The 16,655-nt window shown below is 57.7% G+C and carries 19 protein-coding genes; 9 read left to right on the top strand and 10 right to left on the bottom strand.

Features of this window, described 5'->3' with window-relative positions:
* Window positions 1–21: 21 nt before the first annotated feature.
* Together hppD and AC1RS8_RS26165 are read right to left on the bottom strand one after the other, a co-directional pair.
* Entirely contained in the window at window positions 22–1,098 is a 1,077-nt protein-coding gene (gene hppD / locus AC1RS8_RS26160; protein WP_057714671.1) for a 4-hydroxyphenylpyruvate dioxygenase, read from the bottom strand.
* Window positions 1,099–1,348: 250 nt separating this feature from the next.
* On the bottom strand, window positions 1,349–2,293 hold the full coding sequence (locus AC1RS8_RS26165; RefSeq protein ID WP_489338591.1) for a DMT family transporter: 945 nt from the start codon (window positions 2,291–2,293) through the stop codon (window positions 1,349–1,351).
* Window positions 2,294–2,370: 77 nt separating this feature from the next.
* Between AC1RS8_RS26165 and AC1RS8_RS26170 the strand changes: the two genes are divergently transcribed.
* The 3 genes from AC1RS8_RS26170 (at window position 2,371) to AC1RS8_RS26180 (ending at window position 5,488) form a co-directional block, all read left to right on the top strand.
* Complete coding sequence (locus tag AC1RS8_RS26170) at window positions 2,371–3,243, top strand: LysR family transcriptional regulator (RefSeq protein WP_349734373.1); 873 nt, start codon at window positions 2,371–2,373, stop codon at window positions 3,241–3,243.
* 112 nt (window positions 3,244–3,355) lie between these two features.
* The gene (locus tag AC1RS8_RS26175) at window positions 3,356–4,888 is read left to right on the top strand and encodes an EAL domain-containing protein (protein WP_489338592.1); all 1,533 of its coding nucleotides are present in this window, start codon (window positions 3,356–3,358) and stop codon (window positions 4,886–4,888) included.
* A 234-nt stretch (window positions 4,889–5,122) separates the two neighbouring features.
* The gene (locus tag AC1RS8_RS26180) at window positions 5,123–5,488 is read left to right on the top strand and encodes a histone-like nucleoid-structuring protein, MvaT/MvaU family (RefSeq protein WP_008051761.1); all 366 of its coding nucleotides are present in this window, start codon (window positions 5,123–5,125) and stop codon (window positions 5,486–5,488) included.
* Window positions 5,489–5,650: 162 nt separating this feature from the next.
* On the opposite strand, the gene AC1RS8_RS26185 is transcribed toward AC1RS8_RS26180, so the two are convergent.
* The gene (locus tag AC1RS8_RS26185; RefSeq protein ID WP_489338593.1) at window positions 5,651–6,169 is read right to left on the bottom strand and encodes a DUF4946 domain-containing protein; all 519 of its coding nucleotides are present in this window, start codon (window positions 6,167–6,169) and stop codon (window positions 5,651–5,653) included.
* A 144-nt stretch (window positions 6,170–6,313) separates the two neighbouring features.
* Here AC1RS8_RS26185 and gloA point away from each other — a divergent pair, with 144 nt between their 5' ends.
* The gene (gene gloA / locus AC1RS8_RS26190; RefSeq protein ID WP_057714666.1) at window positions 6,314–6,835 is read left to right on the top strand and encodes a lactoylglutathione lyase; all 522 of its coding nucleotides are present in this window, start codon (window positions 6,314–6,316) and stop codon (window positions 6,833–6,835) included.
* A 221-nt stretch (window positions 6,836–7,056) separates the two neighbouring features.
* On the opposite strand, the gene ahpF is transcribed toward gloA, so the two are convergent.
* The 3 genes from ahpF to AC1RS8_RS26205 form a co-directional block, all read right to left on the bottom strand.
* Window positions 7,057–8,619 (bottom strand): alkyl hydroperoxide reductase subunit F, encoded by a 1,563-nt coding sequence (gene ahpF / locus AC1RS8_RS26195; protein ID WP_489338594.1) that lies wholly within the window; start codon window positions 8,617–8,619, stop codon window positions 7,057–7,059.
* 139 nt (window positions 8,620–8,758) lie between these two features.
* The gene (gene ahpC, locus AC1RS8_RS26200) at window positions 8,759–9,322 is read right to left on the bottom strand and encodes an alkyl hydroperoxide reductase subunit C (protein ID WP_007975937.1); all 564 of its coding nucleotides are present in this window, start codon (window positions 9,320–9,322) and stop codon (window positions 8,759–8,761) included.
* A gap of 139 nt (window positions 9,323–9,461) precedes the next feature.
* Window positions 9,462–10,400, bottom strand: a complete 939-nt coding sequence (locus AC1RS8_RS26205; protein WP_154859828.1) for a site-specific integrase — start codon at window positions 10,398–10,400, stop codon at window positions 9,462–9,464.
* A gap of 566 nt (window positions 10,401–10,966) precedes the next feature.
* Here AC1RS8_RS26205 and AC1RS8_RS26210 point away from each other — a divergent pair.
* A complete protein-coding gene (locus AC1RS8_RS26210; protein WP_057714663.1) occupies window positions 10,967–11,977 on the top strand; it encodes a DNA-binding protein in 1,011 nt (336 codons plus the stop codon).
* On the opposite strand, the gene gorA is transcribed toward AC1RS8_RS26210, so the two are convergent.
* Both gorA and galU read right to left on the bottom strand, forming a co-directional pair.
* Window positions 11,974–13,332 carry a glutathione-disulfide reductase gene (gene gorA, locus AC1RS8_RS26215; RefSeq protein WP_489338595.1) on the bottom strand — a complete coding sequence of 453 codons (1,359 nt, stop codon included), beginning with the start codon at window positions 13,330–13,332 and terminating at the stop codon, window positions 11,974–11,976. The genes AC1RS8_RS26210 and gorA overlap by 4 nt on opposite strands.
* A gap of 130 nt (window positions 13,333–13,462) precedes the next feature.
* Window positions 13,463–14,302 (bottom strand): UTP--glucose-1-phosphate uridylyltransferase GalU, encoded by an 840-nt coding sequence (gene galU, locus AC1RS8_RS26220; RefSeq protein ID WP_056724500.1) that lies wholly within the window; start codon window positions 14,300–14,302, stop codon window positions 13,463–13,465.
* Between the two features lie 288 nt (window positions 14,303–14,590).
* On the opposite strand from galU, the gene AC1RS8_RS26225 reads away from it, so the two are divergent.
* Both AC1RS8_RS26225 and AC1RS8_RS26230 read left to right on the top strand, forming a co-directional pair.
* On the top strand, window positions 14,591–14,779 hold the full coding sequence (locus AC1RS8_RS26225) for a hypothetical protein (RefSeq protein WP_223502671.1): 189 nt from the start codon (window positions 14,591–14,593) through the stop codon (window positions 14,777–14,779).
* Between the two features lie 137 nt (window positions 14,780–14,916).
* Window positions 14,917–15,198: a hypothetical protein gene (locus AC1RS8_RS26230; RefSeq protein WP_057714661.1), complete on the top strand. Its 282-nt coding sequence runs from the start codon at window positions 14,917–14,919 to the stop codon at window positions 15,196–15,198.
* Between the two features lie 11 nt (window positions 15,199–15,209).
* Here AC1RS8_RS26230 and AC1RS8_RS26235 read toward each other — a convergent pair whose 3' ends face one another.
* Window positions 15,210–15,440, bottom strand: a complete 231-nt coding sequence (locus AC1RS8_RS26235; RefSeq protein WP_008053025.1) for a hypothetical protein — start codon at window positions 15,438–15,440, stop codon at window positions 15,210–15,212.
* A 72-nt stretch (window positions 15,441–15,512) separates the two neighbouring features.
* Window positions 15,513–15,869 (bottom strand): hypothetical protein, encoded by a 357-nt coding sequence (locus tag AC1RS8_RS26240; protein ID WP_057714660.1) that lies wholly within the window; start codon window positions 15,867–15,869, stop codon window positions 15,513–15,515.
* Between the two features lie 201 nt (window positions 15,870–16,070).
* Here AC1RS8_RS26240 and AC1RS8_RS26245 point away from each other — a divergent pair, with 201 nt between their 5' ends.
* Both AC1RS8_RS26245 and AC1RS8_RS26250 read left to right on the top strand, forming a co-directional pair.
* Window positions 16,071–16,373 (top strand): DUF1883 domain-containing protein, encoded by a 303-nt coding sequence (locus AC1RS8_RS26245; RefSeq protein ID WP_007912251.1) that lies wholly within the window; start codon window positions 16,071–16,073, stop codon window positions 16,371–16,373.
* Between the two features lie 37 nt (window positions 16,374–16,410).
* Window positions 16,411–16,578: a hypothetical protein gene (locus AC1RS8_RS26250; RefSeq protein ID WP_090455470.1), complete on the top strand. Its 168-nt coding sequence runs from the start codon at window positions 16,411–16,413 to the stop codon at window positions 16,576–16,578.
* Window positions 16,579–16,655 lie beyond the last annotated feature (77 nt).

Below are 16,655 nucleotides of genomic sequence, written 5' to 3' on the forward strand. Positions count from 1 at the left end.
CAGTTTTATCGGTGTAACGGCTTAGTCGGTGGAGAGAACACCACGACGCACCTGGTCACGCTCGATGGATTCGAACAGCGCCTTGAAGTTGCCTTCGCCGAAACCGTCGTCGCCCTTGCGCTGGATGAACTCGAAGAACACCGGCCCCATCAGGGTTTCCGAGAAGATCTGCAGCAGCAGACGCTTGTCGCCCGACTCGGACGAACCGTCCAGCAAAATGCCCCGCGCCTGCAGTTGGTCCACCGGCTCGCCGTGGTTCGGCAAACGCCCTTCGAGCATTTCGTAGTAGGTCTCCGGCGGCGCGGTCATGAAGCGCATGCCGATGCTTTTCAGGTGGTCCCAGGTCTTGATCAGGTCATCGGACAGGAACGCAACGTGCTGGATGCCCTCGCCGTTGAACTGCATCAGGAACTCTTCGATCTGCCCGGCGCCCTTGGACGACTCTTCGTTCAGCGGGATGCGGATCATGCCATCGGGTGCGGTCATGGCCTTGGAGGTCAGGCCGGTGTATTCGCCCTTGATGTCGAAGTAGCGGATTTCGCGGAAGTTGAACAGCTTCTCGTAGAAGTTGGCCCAGTAGGCCATGCGCCCGCGATACACGTTGTGGGTCAGGTGATCGATGATCTTCAGGCCGGCACCGACCGGATGGCGGTCGACGCCTTCGATGAACACGAAGTCGATGTCATAGATCGAGCTGCCTTCGCCGAAACGATCGATCAGGTACAGCGGTGCGCCGCCGATGCCTTTGATCGCCGGCAGATTCAGTTCCATCGGGCCGGTTTCGATGTGGATCGGCTGGGCGCCGAGTTCCAGGGCACGCTTGTAGGCTTTTTGCGAATCCTTGACGCGAAACGCCATGCCGCACACCGACGGACCATGCTCGGCCGCGAAATACGAAGCCACGCTGTGGGGTTCGTTGTTGAGGATCAGGTTGATCGCGCCCTGGCGATACAGGTGCACGTCCTTGGAACGGTGGGTCGCCACCTTGGTGAAGCCCATGATCTCGAAGATCGGCTCCAGGGTGTTCGGGGTCGGCGATGCGAGCTCGATGAATTCAAAGCCCATCAGGCCCATTGGGTTTTCGTATAAATCTGCCATGGTCGGCGCCTCATCATTTTTTATCAATTAACAAAGGTTAGTTGTAAGCAATGCTGAGACCGGTGGGTGGCGCACAGGAGATGCCCCGCACACTGCGGGCGAGAAAGTCACCGTAGATCAGTTGAAACCCGAATATCTTCATTTTCGACCCAAGGCTCTTGCGGGCGAGGCTTCTGCTGCCAGAAGACGATTATTATTGTATGCGTAACCCGATTCTACACAGCGTAAATCAGTTTGTCCGCCTTCTGTATCAAATCCCCTTTTTCCATGCCCGCGCAAGGGGTTTGTTGCAGAGGAAAATCCCCGCCAGTATCAGCCCGCCACCCAGGCACATGGCCAGCATCAGCGGCTCATCCAGCAGCAGCGCGCCAAGGATCACCGCCGTCAACGGGTTCAAGGCAATGAACACCCCGGAACGGGTCGCGCCGATTTTGCGAATGCCGTCGTAGTAGCCGATGTACGCCAGCGCCGACCCCAGCACGCCCAGGTACAAAAGGCTCAACCATTGCTGCGCACCCAGCTGGGCGATCGCGGCGACACTCACCTCGCCGCGCACGATGCAGGTCATCCAGAGCATGACGGTGCCCAGCAGGATCGAATAGGTCACCGTTTGCACCGGGCCCAGGGTGTGATTCAGCTCTTTGGAGAACAGCGAGTAGACACCCCAGCCGAGGACACAGCCGAAAATCAGCAAATCGCCGAGCCAGACATCGGCGCCGCCGGCCAGTAGTTGCGGGTCGCGACTGACGATCACCATGCTCGCGCCCGCCACGCAGATCGCAATGCCGACGACTTTCGCCCGATTCAAACGCTCCTTGAACAGCAACCAGGAAGCCAGGCCGATCACCGCCGGATTCAGCGCCACGATCAAGGATGCCCGCGAAGCGTTGATGTAATGCAGGCCATAAAAGAAGCACAGGTTGTAAAAAAATATCCCGAAAAAGCCAAGCAATGACAATTGCAGCCATTGCCGGGGGCTGGGCCGGACCAGCGGTGTGCGTGCCATGCGTATAAACAGCAGCAACGCCACGCTGGCCAGCAGAAACCGCAGGCTGGCAGCCAGTAGCGGGCTGAGGCCACCGGCCAGATAGCGTCCGGCAACGAAGGTGCCACCCCACACCATGGTGACCGCCGCCAGTTTCAGATACACCGGAAGATCCGATGGTTTTGACAGGCTTTGCTCGCAGATCGTCATAGATTCCAGGACCGGATGTCGGAGAGATGTCGTATCATTCGGTTAATACCCAGTCATCGTAAAATGAGCAAACACTCATGACCCTCACTCAACTGGAGATTTTCTCCCTCGTGGCCGAACTCCACGGCTTCACGGCAGCGGCCAATCGCCTGGGTATTTCCCAATCGGCGGTGTCCCATGCCTTGAAGTCCCTGGAGTTGGAGTTGGGTGTCGAACTGCTGCGCCGGCATCAAACCCAGGTCGAACTGAGCGACATTGGCCAGCAGTTGTTGCTGCGCGCCCGGGCGATGCTCGGCCTGGCCAACACCCTGCGCCAGGAAGCGGCCGATGCCAGGGGCATGAAACGCGGCACGCTGCGAATCGGCTCCTTCGGCCCGACTTCATCGATCAAATTGCTGCCGTTGATTCTGCAGCAGTACCGCGCCGCCCATCCCGGCATCGAGGTGCATATCGACGAAGGCCCCGACCGTCAGGTACTCCAGTGGCTGGAGGAACGGCGGATCGACATTGGCTTTGTGGTATTGCCCGAGGAGCGTTTCGACACGGTTGCGCTGATCGAAGACCAGATGGTCGCGCTGCTGCCCGCCGACCACCCGCTGGCGGCTCACGACAGCCTGAGCCTGAAGGATCTGTGCGACTTCCCGTTCGTGCTGACCGAGGCCGGTTCTTCGGAGCTGGTTTCACGTCTGTTCACAGTGGCCCGACTGACGCCCAATATCCGTTATCGCTGCTCGCAGTTGATCAGCACCCTGGATGTCGTCGCTCGTGGCGACGGGGTGACGGTGGTTGCCGAAGGTTCATTGCCTAATCAGATTGACCGCCGCTGCGTGAAAAAACCGCTGTCGCCGGCGGTGTTGCGCCAAGTCGGCCTGGCGGTGCTCGATCGACGCCAGGCATCACCCGCGACGCTGGCCTTTATCAGGCTGGCCGAAAGCCTTGATTTGCGTTGAGCGGCATAACCGCCAACGGCCAACTATCATGGCCCATACCCGAACTCTTCATGGGAGGCGTTTTACCCCGCCATCAATTGAGAGCCTTACATCTTCGTGACAGGACTCGCGAATGCCGCTGAAAGCCAAAACCCGCAGTCGCAGCACAAGAATTGCCGTCACTCTGATCAGTGGCTTGCTCCCGGTGCTGCTGGGGGCCGCCATTCTTTACATGCAAGCCGGGCGTGCGCTCAAACAAGACGCCGAACAAACCGCCGAAGAAGCGATTCGTCAGTTCGACCTGATGCTCGACAACAACGCCCAGGCTGCTCGTGAATTGCTGCCGCTGGCAGGCCAAAGTTGCGGTGAAGTCACACTGGCGCTGCGCGAGCAGGTCACTCGCCGCCCCTTCGTGCGTTCAACCAATCTGGTGTGGGACAACAACCTCTATTGCAGCTCTCTGTTCGGCGACTACCAGGAGAAGGTCAACCCCGGTGACTACACCCAGGGCGCCTTATGGCTCTTGAGCGGCAATCCGGTAACGCCCAACACCGCCGTGCTGGTGTACCGGCTGAGCGAAGGAAACAAAGGCGCACTGTCGACCCTCGATGGTTATCACTTGATTAATACCCTGCGCCTGATCGGTGGCAATACCTTGCTGGTGCTGCAAGTTGGCCCGGACTGGATATCCGCCGATGGCAAGGTTCATACCGGCACTGCGCCTGACCTGCCCGTTGCGCAAAGTCGCTTGACCTCCGGCCGCTATGCTTTTGCCGTGGAAGCCGGTTTTCCCAAAGGCGAAATCTGGCGATACATACGCAGCGAATATCCGCCGCTGCTCAGTCTGCTGATTTTCTTCGGTGTGATTGCCGGGGCTATTGGTCACGTCTTGCAAAAGCGCTCCTCGGCACCTACCCAGGAAATGCAGCGGGCACTGGAAGCTTCAGAGTTCATTCCGTATTTCCAGCCCGTGGTGCATGGCGACAGCAAAAGCTGGTCCGGCGCTGAAGTGCTGATGCGCTGGCAACATCCAAAGGAAGGCCTGGTGCGTCCGGATCTGTTCATTCCGTTTGCAGAGCACTCCGGGCTGATCGTGCCGATGACCCGCTCGCTGATGCGACAAACCGCCGCCCTGCTCGCACCGCAATCGGCCAGCTTCAACAAACCGTTTCACATTGGCATCAACATCACCGCCAGCCATTGCCAGGACCTGGAACTGGTCAAGGATTGCCGCGAGTTTCTCGATGCGTTCGAGCCAGGCTCGATCCATCTGGTACTGGAACTGACCGAACGTGAATTGATCGAGCCCACGGCCATCACCCTGCAACTGTTCGAACAACTTCGCGAACTGGGCGTGAAAATCGCCATCGATGACTTCGGCACCGGCCACTCAAGCCTTGGCTACCTGCGGCAGTTCAATGTCGATTTTCTGAAAATCGACCAGAGTTTTGTCGCCATGATCGGCGTCGACACACTGTCGAGCCACATCCTCGACAGCATCATCGAACTGGCGGTCAAACTCGACCTTGCCCTGGTGGCCGAAGGTGTCGAAACCCGCGAACAGAGTGATTACCTGAGCGGTCACCAGGTCAACTTCCTGCAAGGTTATCTGTTCGGCAAACCCATGCCCGGCGCGGAATTCATTAGTGCATTAAGCGACCATTAACTCGCGAATTCAATCGCCAATACAAACGATTAGCCGCACCAATTTGAATCAAAACACTTCTGACGTTACATGAAGAAAAAGACAGGATTTACTCTTGGCCAATTAACTACTACAATTTTTGATGCCTGCGCTAAATTTGCAGGTGAGCCACTATCACCGAGTCGCTTCAAGGCTCTTGGCTTATAGCTTTGTTTGCGGTTGGCATCAACCAAACACACTATTGGAGTAAAGATATTGTCCAGACTCGCTGAATTTCGTGCAGCCGAAAAGGCCCTTCAAGAACAGCTCAAGCAGTTGGAATCCCTGAAGAACGATGCCGGGCTCAAGAAAGAAATCGAATTCGAAGAGAAGCTCCAGGGCTTGATGAAAACCTATGGCAAGAGCCTGCGCGACATCATCGCCATTCTCGATCCTAACCCGGCAAAATCCGGCCTGCTGCAGGCAGCCGCCCCTAAAACCCGCCGCGCCCGTGTGGTCAAGGTTTATCAGAACCCGCACACCGGCGAGCTGATTGAAACCAAGGGCGGCAACCACCGCGGCCTGAAAGCCTGGAAAGAACAGTACGGTGCAGCCACCGTTGATTCCTGGTTGCGCGGCTAACTCTCGCGGCGACAAAAAAGCCCTGCTTATGCAGGGCTTTTTCATGGGCTATCTAAATGCCCGGGGCCGGCACCCGACAATTACTAACTGCCATCAACTTTGTGCTTAATCCATTTGGATATCTAAAATATTTTTCATGCATCGAAAAAGCACTGGTGCTTACTAAAGTTTCAAGCTGTTACGGGCAGCGTCTATTTCATCCTGGCTCGCCTTATAAGCCTCGGCCTGCCCAGCGTAGGAAAGAACATAGGCCTTATCGGCATCCACCGCAGCCACCAATGTTTGAGAAAGCACATGCCTGCCGTTTTGCGTGATGGTGCAGGTTGTTTCCAGCGCGGCCAATCGACTCAACGTAGTCGAATGAATGCGCGTGCAGACACTTTGATATCCGCCCTGAAAGAAGTCTTTTTGAACCGACTTGCGCATCTCCAGCAGTACGCCTTCGAGGTTTACCTGGTGACCGCTTTGCACCGGGCTCATGGTTAGTTCCATCACCATGAGCGGCGATCCATCCTGATCATTTTTCACCGCCCGCTGGCGACTGACCCCCGACGCCGATTCAGGCACGTCTTCGACCTGCCAGCCTTGCGGCCAGGTCACCACTGGCGCATCGGCGCGAGCAGCGCCAGCCAGCGAAAGCACGCTTAGCAGGATGAACAGCACGTTACGGAATCGAATCATTGCAATGGGCACTCAAGGTTCAAGCCGTAAAGTCTGGGCCCAGGCCGGCTGTCAGGCAATAGCCGACTGTTTGGGTTTGGTGATGTCCGAACCCTTGCGTATCATTGTCTCCATTCGTTAGCCCACATATTTTCCGGAGGGCCCATGAGCCTGCACGAATTGAACACCTTCCCCGGCGTTACCGCCCAACCGGACGCCGCTACACAGAAATTTGTCTTCAACCACACTATGCTGCGGGTCAAGGACATCACCAAGTCCCTGGATTTCTACACACGCATCCTGGGTTTTACCCTGGTGGAAAAACGCGATTTCCCGGAAGCCGAGTTCAGCCTGTATTTCCTGGCGCTGGTGGACAAGAACCAGATCCCGGCCGACGCCACCGCGCGCACCGAGTGGATGAAATCGATCCCAGGCATCCTGGAGCTGACCCACAACCACGGCACCGAGAACGATGCGGATTTCGCCTACCACAATGGCAACACCGACCCGCGCGGTTTTGGCCACATCTGCATCTCGGTGCCGGACATCGTCGCCGCCTGCGAGCGCTTTGAAGCACTGGGCTGCGATTTCCAGAAACGCTTGAGCGATGGCCGCATGAAGAGCCTGGCGTTCATCAAGGATCCGGACGCCTATTGGGTAGAGATCATTCAGCCAGCACCGCTGTAACCCTCAAAACAAATCCCACATTTGGAATGTGTGAAACACAAAACCCCATGATCAATCATGGGGTTTTGTGTTTTCAGAGCCGGCGCCGATACCCCTCTGTAGGAGCGAGCTTGCTCGCGATAAACCCGAGAACGCCTCGGGGCACCTGCCAACCAGCGTTATCGTTGACGACCATCGCGAGCGAGCTCGCTCCTACAAGGTTTTGTATTTCAGCGTCCGATTTATGCCGGAGCCGAGGTCCGGATCAAGTGATCGAAAGCGCTCAGGGAAGCCTTGGCACCCTCGCCCACTGCGATCACGATCTGCTTGTACGGCACCGTGGTCACGTCACCGGCAGCGAACACACCCGGCATCGACGTTTCACCGCGAGCGTCGACGATGATCTCGCCACGGGGCGACAATTCGATGGTGCCTTTGAGCCAATCGGTGTTGGGCAACAGACCGATCTGCACAAAGATCCCTTCCAGTTCCACGCTGCGCAATTCGTCGCTCTGACGATCCTTGTAGCGCAGGCCGTTGACCTTCTGGCCGTCACCGCTGACTTCAGTGGTTTGCGCACTGGTGATCACGGTAACGTTCGGCAGGCTGTGCAACTTGCGCTGCAATACCGCATCGGCTCGCAACTGCACATCGAACTCCAGCAGCGTGACATGGGACACGATACCGGCCAGGTCGATGGCCGCTTCGACGCCGGAGTTGCCGCCGCCAATCACCGCCACGCGCTTGCCCTTGAACAACGGACCGTCGCAATGCGGGCAGTACGCCACGCCCTTGTTGCGGTATTGCTGCTCACCGGGAACGTTCATTTCACGCCACCGCGCACCGGTCGCCAGAATCACGGTCCTGGCCTTCAACGAGGCGCCGCTGGCGAAGTGAATCTGGTGCAGCTCGCCATTCTTGCCGGGTACCAGTTTGTCGGCACGCTGCAGGTTCATTATGTCCACGTCGTACTGCTTGACGTGTTCTTCCAGGGCCACGGCCAGTTTCGGGCCTTCGGTTTCCTGCACCGAGATAAAGTTCTCAATGGCCATGGTGTCCAGCACCTGGCCACCAAAACGTTCGGCCGCGACACCGGTGCGAATACCTTTACGGGCCGCGTAGATTGCAGCCGAAGCACCGGCCGGGCCACCGCCGACCACCAGCACGTCAAAGGCTTCTTTGGCGCTGATTTTCTCGGCCTGGCGTTCGATGCCGCTGGTGTCGATCTTGGCGAGGATTTCTTCCAGGCCCATGCGGCCCTGGCCGAAGTTCACACCGTTAAGGTAGATGCTGGGGACCGCCATGATCTGGCGCTCATCGACTTCAGCCTGGAACAGCGCGCCGTCGATGGCGACGTGGCGAATGTTCGGGTTCAGTACCGCCATCAGGTTCAGCGCCTGGACCACGTCCGGGCAGTTCTGGCAGGACAGCGAGAAGTAAGTCTCGAAGTTGAACTCGCCTTTGAGCGAGCGGATCTGTTCGATCACATCGACACTGGCCTTCGAAGGGTGGCCGCCGACTTGCAGCAAGGCCAGCACCAGCGAAGTGAATTCGTGGCCCATCGGGATGCCGGCGAAACGCAGGCTGATATCGGCACCCGGGCGATTGATCGAGAACGACGGTTTGCGTGCATCGTCACCGTTGTCGAGCAAAGTAATCTGGCTGGAAAGACTGGCAACGTCTTTCAGCAATTCAAGCATTTCCTGGGATTTCGCACCGTCGTCGAGGGATGCAACGATCTCGATCGGCTGGGTGACCCGTTCCAGGTACGATTTCAACTGGGCTTTAAGATTGGCGTCCAACATACGGGCGATTTCCTTTTGAATGATTCATTTAGAGCAGGCATAAAAAAACGCCCGAGCGAATCTCGCCCGGGCGTTTTTATTGGGCGGTGCAGCTTACTGAGTAGGCGCGGAGTTCCGCCCTGATGGTGCGATCACAGACTTAGATCTTGCCGACCAGGTCCAGGGACGGCGCCAGAGTGGCCTCGCCTTCTTTCCACTTGGCTGGGCAAACCTGACCTGGGTGAGCAGCGACGTACTGGGCAGCCTTGATCTTGCGCAGCAGCTCGGAAGCGTCACGGCCTACACCGCCGTCGTTGAGTTCAACGATCTTGATCTGGCCTTCAGGGTTGATCACGAAGGTGCCACGGTCAGCCAGGCCTGCTTCTTCGATCAACACGTCGAAGTTGCGGGAGATGGCGTGGGTCGGGTCGCCGATCATGGTGTACTGGATCTTGCCGATGGCTGGCGAAGTGTTGTGCCAGGCAGCGTGGGCGAAATGGGTGTCGGTGGAAACGCTGTAGATCTCGACGCCCAGTTTCTGGAACGCGTCGTAGTTGTCAGCCAGGTCTTCCAGCTCGGTCGGGCAGACGAAGGTGAAGTCGGCCGGGTAGAAGAACACCACAGACCACTTGCCTTTCAGGTCTGCGTCCGAGACTTTTACGAAGTCGCCATTTTTGAATGCGTCAGCTTTGAACGGTTTAACTTGGCTGTTGATGATAGGCATCGTTGACTCTCCGTCAGGGGGTTAAGAAGTTGATGGAAAGAACTTTACCCACTCGACGAACGGAAGGCTCATTGGCAAACCTGATGCTGCTGATTGGCTTTCGCTATTAGCCAACTGTATTAATAGAAGAAAACGGTATCTAGGGTGAGACGGGCTTTTCCGTGATACGCGCCATGCCGAGAAACGGACTGGCTTCGATGTAGCGCATGGCCGACTTCATGTCCTTCCAGCCCACATAGCTCATCAGCGACTTCAGATCCCAACCACTTTGATGCGCCCAGGTGGCAAAGCCGCGACGCAAGGAATGACTGGTATAAAGCTCACCGGCGATACCTGCTCGCGCCAACGCCTGACGCAATAACGGAATCACGCTGTTGGCGTGCAATCCCTCCTCGCCCAGATGCCCCCAGCGGTCGATGCCACGGAACACCGGCCCACGCACCAGTGCCGCCTCGGTAATCCAGTCGATATAAGCCTGCACCGGACACAAGCGTTGCAAGGCCGGTGTCTGATAGGTCTTGCCAAGGTTATCGCGATCACTTTTGCTACGCGGTAGATAGAGACTGATGCCGGAACCGGCGCTGGCCTGCACGTGTTCCACCTGAAGCCGGCACAACTCATCACTGCGAAAGCCACGCCAGAAGCCCAACAGGATCAGGGCCATGTCGCGCCTGGCCCGCAGCAAACCCGGTCGGTCGCCTGTGGCCCTGGCGGTCTGCACTTCTTGCTCCAGACAACTGACCACCTGTTCCAGGTGCTGAAGCTGCAAGGGTTCTGCCTGTTTTTCCTGGGCCGGGTGCAGCGCGCGAATGCCCTTGAAAACTTTGCGCACCACAGGCGCCTTGGTGGGATCGGCAAAGCCCTGGCTGTTGTGCCACTGCGCCAATGCCGACAAACGCAATTTCAGCGTGTTGATCGACAACACGCCGGCATGGGCTACCAGGTAGCGCGCCACGCTGTCGCCGGTTGCCGGCAGAAAACCGCCCCACGTGACTTCGAAGTGTTCGATGGCCGCCCGATAGCTGCGACGGGTGTTGTCGCGAGTCGCGGCTTGCAGATAGCGATCCAGATCGCTCATAGGAAATGAACCTGTTTTAACCGACTGTAGGAGCGAGCTCGCTCGCGATGATCGTCAACGATAACGCTGGCTGCCAGGTGCCCCGCGGCGCTCTCGGGTTTTTCGCGAGCAAGCTCGCTCCTACAAGGGGTATCGGCCGCTGGCGCGAAAAACACAAAACGCTGTAGGAGCGAGCTCGCTCGCGATGATCGTCAACGATAACGCTGGCTGCCAGGTGCCCCGCGGCGTTCTCGGGTTTTTAGCGAGCAAGCTCGCTCCTACAAGGGGCATCGGCCGCTGGCGTTAAAAACACAAAACGCTGTAGGAGCGAGCTCGCTCGCGATGGTCGTCAACGATAACGCTGGCTGGCAGGTGCACCGCGGCGTTCTCGGGTTTTTCGCGAGCAAGCTCGCTCCTACAAGGGTTGGTGTACGGAAACAGTGCGGGGAATACCTAGAAACTTCGATCACACGGGGTAATACCAGTATATCCCGTGTTAATCACATTCAGCATTTAACTTTTTTGATTGAATGGTACAATGTGTATTTACGTGGTACGTACCACATCATCAAAACCCGGGAGATCTCATGGCACGCGGCGGTGTAAATAAAGCGGTGGTTCAAGCCGCTCGGTTGGCGATCCTCGCCCGCGGCGAAAACCCCAGCATCGATGCCGTACGGATCGAGATGGGCAATACCGGCTCGAAAACCACGATTCATCGCTACCTCAAGGAGCTCGATGACCGGGTCGAACCTGTCGAGGCGCCGACAGAACCGATCGACGACGAACTGATGGCGCTGGTGGCGCGGCTCGCGCAAAGACTCAAGGAGCAGGCGCAAGAGCCCATCGACCAGGCGCGCGCGCAGTACGAAGAACAACGCAAGGCGCTGGAAAACCAGCTCGGCGAAGCGCAAGAGGACAACAGCGAGCTGCACCAGCAATACGAGTTTCAAAGCCTGGCACTGACTCAGGAATCCGAGGCCCTGCAAGAAACTCGAGCCATGCTGCAAACGGAGCAAACCCGCAACGCCGGGTTGAATCAGGCGCTAGCCGATTTCGAATTGCGCTTGAAAGACAAGGACGAGCAGATCCGCTCCCTTGAAGAAAAGCACCTGCACACTCGCGACGCACTGGAGCACTACCGCAATGCGGTCAAGGAACAGCGCGAACAGGAAATGAGTCGCCACGAAGGCCAGGTGCAACAGATACAGATGGAACTGCGTCAGGCGCAACAAAGCGCACTGGTACGCCAGGATGAAATCACCCAGTTGCACCGCGACAACGAACGCTTGCTGACTGAAAACCGCGGCACGCTGCGCGAACTGAGCCTGCTGCAAGAACAGCTCAAGCAAAGCAATACCCGTCAGGATCAGTTGCTGGAACAGGCCACCCGCGTCGACGGTGAGCGCACCCTCCTCCAGGAGCGCCTGCGCGTCGCCCTGCTGGAAAGCCAGGCACTCAAGCAGAACGTCGATGAGCAGTCGCAGCTCAACAGGTCACTGGAAATGGATCTGGCCAAGACCCGGACGGATCTGGAAGAACGCGTACGTCTGGCCGCGACCCTTGCGGCAGCGGCAGACGCAGCGAAGGACGCTTAACCGGCGACCGGCGTACGCATGGTGACGAACTCTTCGGCGGCCGTCGGGTGCACCCCGATGGTTTCGTCGAAGTCGCGCTTGGTGGCGCCGGCCTTCAAGGCAATCGCCAGCCCCTGGACGATTTCACCGGCTTCCGGGCCGACCATGTGGCAACCCAGGACCTTGTCGGTGTTGGCGTCCACCACCAGTTTCATCAGCGTGCGCTCCTGGCATTCGGTCAGGGTCAGCTTCATCGGCCGGAAGCGGCTTTCGAAGATCTGCACCTCGTGACCGGCTTCGCGAGCTTCTTCCTCGGTCAAACCGACGGTGCCGATATTCGGCAGGCTGAACACCGCCGTCGGGATCATCTTGTAATCCACCGGACGATACTGCTCTGGCTTGAACAAGCGTCGCGCCACCGCCATGCCTTCAGCCAGGGCCACCGGCGTCAGCTGAACACGGCCGATCACATCGCCCAGCGCCAGGATCGACGGCTCGGCGGTTTGATACAGCTCATCGACCTCGACAAAGCCTTTCCTGTCGAGTTTGACCCCGGTGTTTTCCAGCCCCAGATTGTCCAGCATCGGACGACGACCCGTGGCGTAGAACACGCAATCGGCTTCCAGCTGGCGACCATCCTTGAGCGTGACTTTCAGGCTGCCATCGGCCAACTTGTCGATGCGCTCGATGTCCGAGTTGAACTGCAGGTCCATGCCGCGCTTGGTCAACTCTTCCTGCAAATGCTTGCGCACGGAACCATCGAAGCCGCGCAGGAACAGTTCGCCGCGATACAGCAGCGTGGTCTCGGCGCCCAGGCCGTGGAAGATCCCGGCGAACTCGACCGCAATGTAGCCACCGCCCACCACCAGCACCCGCTTGGGCAGCTCTTTGAGGAAGAACGCCTGGTTGGAACTGATGGCATGTTCATGCCCCGGAATCTCCGGAATCTGCGGCCAGCCGCCGGTGGCGATCAGGATGTTCCTGGCGGTAAAACGCTCGCCATTGATCTCGACCTGATGCGGGTCGACGATCTTCGCGTGGCCCTCATGCAAGGTCACGCCGCTGTTGACCAGCAGGTTGCGATAAATGCCATTGAGGCGATTGATCTCGCGGTCCTTGTTGGCGATCAACGTCGGCCAGTCGAACTGCGCCTCATCCAGGCCCCAGCCAAAACCGGAAGCCTGCTCGAAGTCTTCGGCGAAGTGCGCACCGTAGACCAGCAATTTTTTCGGCACACAGCCGACGTTCACGCAGGTCCCGCCCAGATAGCGGCTTTCGGCCACGGCCACTCTCGCACCGAACCCGGCGGCAAACCGCGCAGCCCGCACACCGCCGGAACCGGCGCCAATCACATAAAGGTCAAAATCGTAGGCCATTTTCAATCTCCTCGGCAGGTGACCAGCATACCCGCAGACATTTGTTGGGCAAGCGCTGCAGTCGATATGGGGCCTGAAAATGAAAAAGCCACCTGAAGGTGGCTTTTCAATACAGTCAGGTCGAAAGCGATCAGTACGCCTTGCCCGTCTTGTAGAAGTTCTCGAAGCAGAAGTTGGTCGCGTCGATGTAGCCTTCGGCGCCGCCGCAGTCGAAACGCTTGCCCTTGAACTTGTAGGCCATCACGCAGCCGTTCTGGGCCTGTTTCATCAGGGCGTCGGTGATCTGGATTTCGCCGCCCTTGCCTGGCTCGGTCTGTTCGATCAGGTCGAAGATGTCCGGGGTCAGGATGTAGCGGCCGATGATGGCCAGGTTCGACGGTGCGTCTTCCGGCTTTGGTTTTTCAACCATGCTGTGTACGCGGTAGATGTCGTCGCGGATCATCTCGCCGGCGATTACGCCGTACTTGTTGGTCTCGGACGGATCGACTTCCTGGATGGCCACGATCGAGCAGCGGAACTGCTTGTACAGCTTGACCATCTGGGTCAGAACGCCGTCGCCTTCGAGGTTGACGCACAGGTCGTCCGCCAGCACCACGGCGAACGGCTCGTCACCGATCAGTGGACGGCCGGTGAGGATCGCGTGGCCCAGGCCTTTCATTTCGGTCTGGCGGGTGTAGGAGAACGAGCACTCGTCGAGCAGCTTGCGGATGCCGACCAGGTATTTCTCCTTGTCGGTGCCCTTGATCTGGTTTTCCAGCTCGTAGCTGATGTCGAAGTGGTCTTCCAGGGCGCGCTTGCCGCGACCGGTGACGATGGAGATTTCGGTCAAGCCGGCATCCAGTGCTTCTTCGACGCCGTACTGGATCAGTGGCTTGTTCACCACCGGCAGCATTTCTTTGGGCATGGCTTTAGTCGCTGGCAGGAAGCGAGTACCGTAACCGGCTGCTGGGAACAAGCATTTCTTGATCATATAAGTCCTTGAAAGGGCTGTGTGTACGAGTTTCGGCGCAGTCTAATCAGGCGGCGTGCACCTTACAATGCCCCGCGCTGGCTAACCGATGCCAACATAGAGAAATATTCTTGCCGATAGTTCCCTGCGGGAGTGCGCAGGTCGCTGCGCAGCCTCTTATGCATAGCAGAGACTTGCGCAAATGCACGGTTTCTACCGCCCGGAACCCATCACCATACGCCCATCGACACCCCTTGAGTGTGTTTGGCGGTATCATGGCGCGATTGAACCAGACAACGAGGCAAGTAGATGTCGGCAGTAAAAAGCGTCAACGGATTCCTGATCAATCAGGAGAAAGACGGCCAATGGTGGGTGGCCAGTGTCGCCGGTGAAAATATCGCCGGGCCGTTCCCTTCCGAAGCCCTGGCAACCGAAGTGGCCTCGGTGCTGGAACTTGAGCACCCGGAACCCAAGCGACGCGGCAAAGACAAGAGCTGATCGACGCCCGATGCAAAAAGCCCTGCCATGGCGCAGGGCTTTTTTATGAATACCGAAAAAGAAGTGGCCTTTGGCTATAACCTTTTGAATCCGGCGCTGTCTCAGCCTTAGCCCCCCCCCCTGACGATGATCAAGCCATGAATAAAGTTTTGCCTTTGCTGACGGTATTGGCCCTGAGCGGCTGCGCAACGTCGGAACAAACCTACCTGGCCAACGGAGAGCAAGGTCTATCGATTGACTGCTCCGGGGAAGCCAACTCTTGGGCTGCCTGTTACGAAAAGGCCGATGCGTCCTGCGCGGGCACCGGCTACAAGATTGTCGGAACCGATGGCACCCCCTCGCTCAAGGAGAGCGAAAAGACCCTCGGCGCCGACGTCGGTAACTACAAGAGCCGTAACGTCGTGGTGATCTGCAGGTAACGCGCCGCGCCCTACATATGGATTTCGGCGAATTTGATTCCAAGCCCGCGCACGGTATCGATCAGATCATCAAGGCGGCTGAAGGACTCGACTTCATCATTGTCATCCACCAGGAAATAGCTGCGCCCGGCGCTTTTCTTGAAAAACACGATCCATTCCCCCAGCTCCGCCGGATTCTGAATCACATGGGTGGCAGAGATTAAACCCTCTGCATGCCGCTCCCGGACCTGCTCTCGCTTCATGTTCGACTCCAGAAATAACGATGCCGCCAAAGCAGGGCTTTGGCGGCATCGGTGCTGATGGTCGATAGTCTATCAGCCGGAAATGCACTCGTTGGCAGCCTTCTGCACATCCTTTGGCCGCACCGGGACATTGGACATGCTCTCGTGCAGCTTGATGCTGCTGCCGCCGGAGCGTTCTTCGATGTCAAACACGGCAGACGGCCCCACGGAAAACTTGAGCGGCACGATCACGCGCAAGCCATCCTTGTGCGACTGGATCTGCAAGGCGCCTCGGCTATCGGCCAGTTTTTCGCTCAGGCATTGCGCGTATTCATGGGGCTTCTTGCCAGAAATCACGTTCATCGTCGGCAAGGACTCGTTGATGTCCGAGACGTTCGCGCAACCACTGATCGTCAATGCCATCGGCAACAACCACAAACCCCACTTCATACCAAACCTCCATTAAAGACCCTCGGACAGCGCAACTGCGATTTTTCTCCGAGACAAACTGCTTTATCGCTCATCAAATGTGAAATAAGCGTTTTTTATTGTCGAAGCGGTCGGATAATAAGGCCTTCGGGCTGATAAACTGCGCCTATCGCCCATGCTATCGTTTTGATTTTGTAGAAAAAGCCCTTCTGGAGGCGCCTCATGAAATTTATCCATCAGCGCGAGCACCTCAATGAAGACGACATCGTCGTCATTCAATGCTCCCAAATGTGCAACATCCGCTTGATGAACGACGCCAACTTCCGCAGCTTCAAGAATGGCGGTCGTCACACCTATCACGGCGGTGCATTCGACACGTTTCCAGCCCGAATCACAGCCCCGAGCACCGGTTTCTGGAACATCACGATCGACACCGTCAACCGCCGCGCTATCAGCGTGACGCGCAAACCCACCCTGACGCACTCGATCAAAATCATTCGCCGCTCCAGCACGAAACTGAGCTGATCAGCGAACCCGAAACACAAGACAGGCAGATACAACCGTGGCCCAAACGACCAAGTACGTCATCAAATATAAACTCAACGGTGAGCGCCGCTTCGAGTTTGCCCAGCTTGAAAACGGCACCCAGGAAGAAGCCAAGGCGGCGCTGGACGCCATTCATGGACAGGACGACGTCATCAGCGACATCAGCGTCAGCAAAGCGTTGTAACACGATCCGGAGCGACAATGGACGTCGGCTCCCGCTCGCAGTTCAACCGCAAGCAGCGGAGTGCCAGCTTTATTTTT

This window comes from Pseudomonas sp. GW821-FHT12A04 (assembly GCF_058807755.1).